8 protein-coding genes and 1 pseudogene are annotated in these 7,796 nt (G+C 72.5%); 5 read left to right on the forward strand and 4 right to left on the reverse strand.

Translation table 11 applies throughout. The annotated features are described in order from the left end of the window. Nucleotides 1–958, reverse strand: a 958-nt coding sequence (locus VN520_RS05160) for a DUF692 domain-containing protein (RefSeq protein ID WP_325745639.1), incomplete at its 3' end; no start/stop codon positions are given. Nucleotides 959–1,591: 633 nt separating this feature from the next. Here VN520_RS05160 and VN520_RS05165 point away from each other — a divergent pair. Then, the gene (locus VN520_RS05165; protein ID WP_325745640.1) at nt 1,592–3,286 is read left to right on the forward strand and encodes a DUF4157 domain-containing protein; all 1,695 of its coding nucleotides are present in this window, start codon (nt 1,592–1,594) and stop codon (nt 3,284–3,286) included. 165 nt (nt 3,287–3,451) lie between these two features. On the opposite strand, the gene VN520_RS05170 is transcribed toward VN520_RS05165, so the two are convergent. Next, nucleotides 3,452–4,216 (reverse strand): aminoacyl-tRNA hydrolase, encoded by a 765-nt coding sequence (locus VN520_RS05170; protein WP_325745641.1) that lies wholly within the window; start codon nt 4,214–4,216, stop codon nt 3,452–3,454. A gap of 74 nt (nt 4,217–4,290) precedes the next feature. Between VN520_RS05170 and VN520_RS05175 the strand changes: the two genes are divergently transcribed. The 4 genes and pseudogenes from VN520_RS05175 to VN520_RS05190 all read left to right on the forward strand — a co-directional run bounded on the left by VN520_RS05175 (nt 4,291) and on the right by VN520_RS05190 (nt 5,586). Next, nucleotides 4,291–4,965 carry an AIM24 family protein gene (locus VN520_RS05175; RefSeq protein ID WP_325745642.1) on the forward strand — a complete coding sequence of 225 codons (675 nt, stop codon included), beginning with the start codon at nt 4,291–4,293 and terminating at the stop codon, nt 4,963–4,965. After that, nucleotides 4,962–5,207: pseudogene (locus tag VN520_RS05180) on the forward strand (ATP-binding cassette domain-containing protein); the annotation flags it as partial. The gene VN520_RS05175 and the pseudogene VN520_RS05180, both read left to right, overlap by 4 nt. Before the next feature lie 26 nt (nt 5,208–5,233). Further along, the gene (locus VN520_RS05185; RefSeq protein ID WP_325745643.1) at nt 5,234–5,392 is read left to right on the forward strand and encodes a hypothetical protein; all 159 of its coding nucleotides are present in this window, start codon (nt 5,234–5,236) and stop codon (nt 5,390–5,392) included. 14 nt (nt 5,393–5,406) lie between these two features. After that, a complete protein-coding gene (locus VN520_RS05190) occupies nt 5,407–5,586 on the forward strand; it encodes a hypothetical protein (protein ID WP_325745644.1) in 180 nt (59 codons plus the stop codon). A gap of 19 nt (nt 5,587–5,605) precedes the next feature. Here VN520_RS05190 and VN520_RS05195 read toward each other — a convergent pair whose 3' ends face one another. Then, nucleotides 5,606–6,475, reverse strand: coding sequence for a polysaccharide deacetylase family protein (locus VN520_RS05195; protein WP_325745646.1), 870 nt, complete (start codon nt 6,473–6,475; stop codon nt 5,606–5,608). A gap of 197 nt (nt 6,476–6,672) precedes the next feature. Further along, nucleotides 6,673–7,796 (reverse strand): alkaline phosphatase PhoX (locus tag VN520_RS05200; RefSeq protein WP_325745645.1); only part of this gene is annotated, 1,124 nt, incomplete at its 5' end.

The raw sequence follows: 7,796 nt of genomic DNA on the forward strand, positions 1-7,796 counted from the left end.
CGTCCGGTGCGGGCGTACCCGCCACGAGTGCGGTGAGCAGCGCGGCCTGCGACACGGCGGTCCGGTCGCGGGCCCCGGCGGCGCGTGCGGCGGGCCGCGCGGGCCGGGCCGGCCGCTGCCGGCCGGTCCCCGCAGGGGTGGCGGCTGCCAGCGTGCTGCGGATCGCCGTCAGTTCACCGGCCAGCTCCTCGGCCGGCGGGAAGTCGTCGTCGCGCTCCAGCAGGACCCCCGGCGGATCCACGCGGGAGCGGAGCTCGCTCAGCACGTCCAGGACGGGGCGCGTCACGGGGTGGGCGTGCGTGTCGTGCCAGACGCCGTCCTTCTCGACGCCGCCCGCCACATGGACGTACGCGATGGCCTCCACCGGCAGTTCGTCCAGTGCGGTCGCGGGGTCCTCACCGCGGTTGACGTGATTGGTGTGCAGGTTGGCGACGTCGATCAGCAGCCGTACCCCGGTGCGCTCGACCAGCTCCGCGAGGAACTGCCCCTCGGTCAGCTCCTCTCCGGGCCAGGAGATCAGCGCGGCGATGTTCTCCAGGGCCAGGGGGACGGGCAGCGAGTCCTGCGCGATCCGCACGTTCTCGCACAGCACGTCCAGCGCGTCCCAGGTCCGCGGCACCGGAAGCAGATGACCCGCCTCCAGCAGCGGCGACGCGGTCAGCGGCCCTCCGGCGCGTACGAAGGCGATGTGCTCCGTCACCAGGGGCGCTCCCAGCAGCCCGGCCCGCGCGGCCAGACCGGCGAGACGGCCCGGGTCCGGGCGGTCGGCCCCGCCCAGGCCCAGCGCGACCCCGTGCGGCACGACCGTGACCCCCCGCTCCCGGAGACGCACGAGGGACTCGGGGAGATGGTCCGCGCAGAGGTTCTCCGCGACCGCCTCGACCCAGTCGATCCCCGGCAGAGCCTCGACGGCGTCCGCGATCTCCGGCCGCCATCCGATGCCGATTCCGAGCTTCATCGTGTCCCCTCCCCGTTCTGTGCAGGGGTGATGGCCCCGCCTGGTGCCGTCGAACCCGAAAGGGGGGACGTTCAGAGCTGGATCTGAGGTTCCCGGACCGTGCCGGTGCCCGCGCGCGGGCGGAACCGGTCCCAGGACCGGCGCAGGACCACACGGGAGAAGCGGGCGCGGCGGCCGGCGCGGCCGCGGCAAGGGCCGTTCCGTCGGTGCGGGACGTCTCCCGGGCAGATGCGTGGCAGCGTCGGATCGGCCGTCAACCGATACGTGGGGCGGTCTGCCCGGCGGTAGCGCCGGTACGGCGGCAGCGGGGGGTGCGTATGCCGGCGCAGGGGTGTCCAGCCTGACGGGAAACGGGGGCACGGGTCCTGCCCGTCACCTCCCGGGAGGGGGCCGGACCGCCGTCCTGCGCACACCTCACGCCACGCATCCGCCGACCGGACCCGGCCGTTGCCGGACGAACAACCGCCGGTGCCCATCGAGTTGAGTAGTATCCCCGCATCACGGCATTGTTCCGGTCGAGTACGTCCGGGGAGCCCCGCTCCTTCCGGGCCGCCCTCGCCGTCCTTCTGCCCCGTAGCCGGGCCGGCAGCATGAGGACCCGTCTTGTGCGTGCCCACACAAGAGGAGACAGCCATGCGTGTCGACAGGCAGCAACGCCTCGCGGAGCCCGGCCGCGCCCGGGGGCTTCCCCGGCGTGCCGATCAGACCCCCGCCCCGCGCTCCGGGATGACCGCTGCCGGACCCGTGGGGCGGATGTCTCCCGCAGCCGCGCTCTCCCTCCAGCGGACACTCGGCAACGCCGCGGTCGCCCGGCTGGTGGAGCGGGAGCGTCCCCCGCACGGTGCGGGGTGCGATCACGGTGCCGGCACGCAGCGGGTCGCCGACGATCAGGCCGTGCAGCGTGACGCCATGGCCCGGGTGGACGCGGTGACGCGAACCTCGGGCAGGCCGATGAGGGGGGACGTCCGGCACAGGATGGAGAGCGACTTCGGCGGCGAGGACTTCAGCGGTGTCCGCGTCCACATCGACCGCGGTTCGGCCGAGGCCGTCGGGGCCAAGGCCTACACCACGAAGACCGACCACATCGTCTTCCGCAGCGCGGCCGACATGGACGACCACACCATGCGCCACGAACTGCAGCACGTCCGCCAGCAGCGAGCGGGGCGCGTGCCCTCGGGCGTCAGCGATCCCGCCGACGCCCTGGAGCTCGACGCCGAGAGCACGGCGACCAGACTGGGGCAGGGGGCAGCGCGCGGCCGGCGTTCCACGGCAGGGGAGCAGAGCCACGGGCCGGTGCCGGCCCCGGCTCGGAACGGTGCCGTCCAGCGGATGGTGCTGAAGACCTCGCGCGGCTTCTTCGGCAAGTGGGCGGGAACAGGTCCGGCTCTCAGCCCCGACCAGAAGAACTGGGTGTGGGGCAAGCTCACCGAACACGCGGGCGGCGCGGCGAAGGTGAAGAAGCTGCCGGAGGCCGAAGCCCTGGAACTGCTGGCCCGCGAAGGAATCGACAGGGCCGCCATGGAAGCGGAGCTGGGGCCCAGCGCTTCGGCTGCGCCCCCCGCACAGCAGGAGTCGACGGAACAGTACGAGAAGCAGGCCGAGGACGCTGTCGTCAGCGCTGATCGCATCTGGCGGGAGCAGATACGTGAGATGCCCAGGCTGGAGAAGGCGACCTTCGCGATCGAGGGCCTCGGCAGGGGGACGGTCGGGATGCTCAGGAGCCCTACGGGCCCCAAGCATCCCGGCATGCTTTCCTGGTTCTCACACGGCTACGAGGACAAGCACCGCATCTCCATCGACACCAGGAGGAAGTACGGCTTCGCCGTGCAGGAGGAGCAGAGTCTGAACCGGATCGGCGCCCCGGCCGAGGCCTTCGCATCCCTGCCCGACGCTTTCGCGAACTCCGCCATCGAGCCCACCAACGACGCCCCCGGCATGTACGTCCAACCCCACCACGCCACCGAACTCACGCTGGAGATCGACCGCGTGGTCGGGCTGGTGAACGACTGCGACGTGGCGGTCCTGATGGACTTCCAGTGGGCGGACGACAGCGTGCTCGCCGCTGAGTACGCCGAAGCGCGGAAGGCCGAGACCCCGCCGCTTCCCGTCATCATCGAGAAGGCGCAGGCGTTCAGCGGGTACAGCGCGCTGCTGATCTACGCCTGCCGGACACCGTGGTCCGTGAACGCGGCGGTCGCAGGAAGCAGCCAGCTGAAGGCGAGCCTGCAGAGGGAGCTCATGGAGCAGGGGCTCTCCGCCGAGGAGGCGAACAAGAGGGCGCAGGAGAAGTACGAGGCATCTCCCCGGACGAGCGAGGTCTACCAGTAGGAACCCGTCGTTCACGGTCTCCGGTGCCTTCGCACGACGCTGCGGACGCGTCTGCGCCCGGTCCCGGCGGCCGGCCCCGTGCCGGCACCTGGCATCCCCGTGCCGTTGATCCCGCGCCCAGGGCCGTGCCAGGAGCCGTACGGGGCGTTCGCCGGCGGTACCGGGTCAGCGGCGCAGGGCCGGGTGGTCGGCGACGACCGTGCAGGAGCCCGGAGCGACCTCGGTGAAGCCGGCGTCCCGGACCACCGGCAGTCCGCTCGCGGTGAGTTCGCGCCAGCGGGCGGCGTCCGGGGTGGCGACGCGGAGCGGGAAGCCGGCGTCGCGCCACGCCTTGCGCTCGGTGTCCGACAGCTCCCACCAGGCGAGCTGCGCGCCGTGCCCGGCCTGTGCCATCGCCTTGCCGGCCGACATGGCGACGTCCGGATTCATCCACAGCACCGGGCCGGCCGGACCGGGCACGGGCGGGGCCTCGGGGTCGTCCAGTTCGGTGCCCGACACCTGGAGCTTGGCCAGTTCCCTGGGCCAGCCGTCCAGGGGGACCGGCGGGAACACCCGGACCTCGGCGTGCTCACCGGTGACGGTGATCCCGGGCAGCGCGCACGCCTTGCGCCACTCCGCCCCGCGCGCCCGCCGGACCACCTTGCGGATCCGGGCGTCCTGCCAGTCCCGCACGGCCTGCGCCCACTCGCCCTCGGCCCGGCCCTCGTCCTCGCCCTGGGAGCGGGGGTCCGACAGGATCGTGAGCACCGCGCGGGCGGCGGTCACCAGGGCATCGTTGCGCGCCGGGGGGTCGGTCCTCTCCAGGCGCACCACCAGCGGCAGCACGAACTGCGGGGCTTCGTCACGAGGCGTCGGCTCCGTACGGAACGGGCTGCCGACGGGGGCCTGCGGGGCTGCGGGAAGGGGCTCGGAAATGCTGTCGCTGGTCACACGCCCCAGTCTGCCAGGCCCCGCCGGCAACCCGTTCTTGGCGGAATGCAGGGCTCCGGGTGAGGATGCTCCGCATGAAGAGCGACCTCTTTTCCAGCGAGCACCTGGCGCAGCCGGCCACTGCCCCGGGCATGACGCTGCAGAACGCCAAATCCATCAAGTACGCCGTCAACGGTGAGATGCACGCGCGTCAGGGATCGATGATCGCCTTCCGCGGCAATCTCCAGTTCGAACGCAAGGGCCAGGGCATCGGCGGCATGCTGAAGCGCGCGGTGACCGGTGAGGGGCTGGCCCTGATGGCGGTCAGGGGACAGGGGGAGGCGTGGTTCGCCCATGAGGCGGCCAACTGCTTCATCGTGGAGATGGAACAGGGCGACGTCCTGACCGTCAACGGCCGCAACGTCCTGTGTTTCGACGCGAGCCTCTCCTACGAGATCAAGACCGTGAAGGGCGCCGGAATGACCGGCGGCGGGCTCTTCAACAGCGTCTTCAGCGGATTCGGCAAGCTCGGACTGATCTGCGACGGCCACCCGATCGTGATCCCCGTCACCGCGCAGCAGCCGGTGTACGTCGACACGGACGCGGTCGTCGGCTGGAGCGCCCAGCTCTCCACCTCCCTGCACCGCTCGCAGAGCGTCGGCTCCATGGTGCGCGGCGGCTCCGGCGAGGCGGTCCAACTGATGCTCCAGGGTGAGGGGTTCGTGATCGTACGCCCCAGCGAGCTCAAGCCGGAAAAGCCGTCGTCCTGATCCTGCGCGGTGCGGGCCGGCGGTACGGCCTGCGCGGTCCGTGGGTGCTGCGGGGGCTCGACCTGGACCTGCCCGCGCACACCCTGGTCCGGATCGAGGGAAGCAACGGCGCCGGCAAGTCGTCCCTGCTGAGACTGCTCGCCGGCATCGACGCGCCGACGGAGGGACGGGTCACGGGCCGGCCGCGCACGGCGTACGTCCCCGAGCGTTTCCCCGCGGCGCTGCCGTTCACCGCTGCCGGTCGCTCGCCGCGACCGTGCTTGCCCTCGTGACCGACGGTTCACCCGCGAAGGCCGCGGTGACGGGCCTGGTCTCCGGCCCGCAGACCGGCACGGTGCGGGTGCCGGTCCTGCCACTGGCGGGGGCCGTCGCCGTCGCCGTCGCGGTGGCAGCCCTCACCTCCCGGGCCGCCGCTCTGCGCGACTGAGTACGCTCGGACGCATGGATGACGCGTACTGCGAGACACCCGCGCCGGACCCCGCGCCCGTGGACGCGGGTCCGCCGTACGCCGAGTGCGTGCTGTGCCGCAAGCCCACCGAACACCCGGAGTCGACGAAGGGCAGCACGCTCTGCCCGGTCTGTGCCTGGCAGGAGGCGGGACGCACCGCCTGCTCCGGCTGAGGCCCGGACGGCGGAGTGCTCAGCCGCGCATCAGTTCGGAGACCTTGACGAAGCGGTAGCCGCGCTCGCGCAGCTCCGGGACGATCCGGCGTACGGCGTCGTCGGTGACGGGGGCCGCGCTGCGGGTGCAGTGCATGACCACCAGCGAGCCCGGCTCCACCCCCGCCAGCACCTGCTCGGCCACCGCGTCCGCGTCCGTGGCGAAGGCGTCACCGCTGACCACGTCCCATTGCACCGCTGTCACCCCGGTCGGGGCCAGAGCCTTCAGCGAGGCGTCGTCGTAGCAGCCGCCGGGGAAGCGGAAGTACGGCACGACATTGCGCGCCCCCGTCTTCCTGATCGCGGTGAAGGCCCGCTCCACATCGCGCCGCATGTCCGTCCTCCCGAGGGCCGGCAGCCCGTAGCAGGGGGAGGAGAAGGCGTGGTGGCTGAACGAGTGGTTGGCGATCTCGAACAGGGGGTCGGTGCCGATCGAGCGGGCCTGCACCGGGTACTCCTGCGCCCACCTGCCGGTCATGAAGACCGTCGAGGGGACCTTCAGCCGGCGGAGCGACGCGATCAGCTCCGGGTTGTCGAAGTGCTCGCCGGCAGCGGCACGCGGGCCCTGGTCCGCCGTCATGTCGGCGTCGAAGGTGAGGGCCACGGCCTTGTCGGCCCCACCCGCCCTGCCCCGGCCGCCGGAGGCGTCCGCCCGTCGTTCGAAGACCGGGGTGAGACCGCCGGGGCCGGGAGCCGGGACGGACGGCCTGCTCTCCGGAGCCGGTGACGGGGACACGGGTCCCGCCACCGGCTCCGGAGAGGCCGGCGCGAGTGCGGCGGTCCGGGCGCGGGTGCCCTCGGAGCTGCCGCAGCCGGCGAGCACCCCACTCAAAACGGTCAGCACGATCATCGTACGAACGGATTTGATCACTGAAGGACGCTAGCGGGTGGTCCATCAGGTGATGCCCGCGGCGCTCCGGTCACCCGGGCGCCGGGCCGCCGGATCACCCGTCCGGTCGCGCCCGGCTCAGCGCCAGGGGCCGGTCACCACGGACGCCGCGCCCGGCTCAGCGCCAGGGGCTGGTCACCACGGACGCCGCGCCCGGCTCAGCGCCAGGGGCCGGTCACCGCGAACGTCGTCCCCGGCGTGTAGCAGTTCATGAACATCGTCCCGCCGTCCGGTGAGAACGTGACACCTGCGAACTCGCCCCACTCCGGCTCCTCGGCCGTCCCGATGTTCTGCCGCCCCCGTGCCATCGGGTAGACCTCGCCGCGCCTCGTCACGCCCAGCACGTGCTGGGCACCGCCCCCGTCCTCGCAGACCATCAGACCGCCCCCGGCGGCGAGGCAGATGTTGTCCGGGGACTCGCCCGGCAGCTGGACGTCGGTGTCCGGTCCGAAGGCGATCACGAGGGTGAGCCTGCGCCGCTCCGGTTCGTACCGCCACACCTGGCCGAAGTGGTCGGCGGCCGACCCCTGCGAGCTGTGCGCGAAGCTGGAGACGAAGTACACCGACGAACCGCCCCAGTAGCAGCCCTCCAGCTTCTGGGCGTGCGTGATGCCCTTCGGCCCGAAGTCCTGGAGCCGGATCGGAGTCTGCGCGGCTGACGGGTCCGGCACCGGGACCCACTCGATCCTGTCGAAGCTCGCACCCGTCTCCTGGACCGCGGAGAGGTCGGGTACGCCGGGCACCCGCATGGCCTCCAGCGCGCCCCCGGCCCGCAGGGAGCCCGTCCCGCCGAGCGGCTTCCGGGGGAGGAAGCGGTAGAAGAGCCCGAACGGCCTCTCGAACGCGTCCTCCGTCTCGTACACGATGCCGCTCCCCGGGTCGACCGCGACGGCCTCGTGCTGGAAGCGGCCCATGGCGGTCAGGGGGACGGCCCCGGTGCGGCGCGGATCGGCGCCGTCCACCTCGAAGACGAAGCCGTGGTCCTTCGTGTAGCCGTTGGTGCCGGCCTTGTCCTCGGTCTCCTCGCAGGTCAGCCAGGTCTTCCACGGGGTGGGGCCGCCCGCGCAGTTGACGGCCGTACCCGCGATGGCGACGCGCTCGCCGCGCACATCGCCGCGGCCGTCGAGTTCGAGGGAGATGCAACCGCCCTTGCCCATGGGGTCGTAGGTGAGTCCCTCGACCGTGGGGACACCGGTCCTGCCGGTGGCGCGGTTCTCGTGGTTGCGGACGAGGTGGACCCCGCCGTCGCGGCCTCTGAAGGCGGCCATGCCGTCGTGGTTGC

This window comes from Streptomyces sp. (genome assembly GCF_035563135.1).
In the GTDB taxonomy this organism is placed as follows: Bacteria; Actinomycetota; Actinomycetes; order Streptomycetales; family Streptomycetaceae; genus Streptomyces.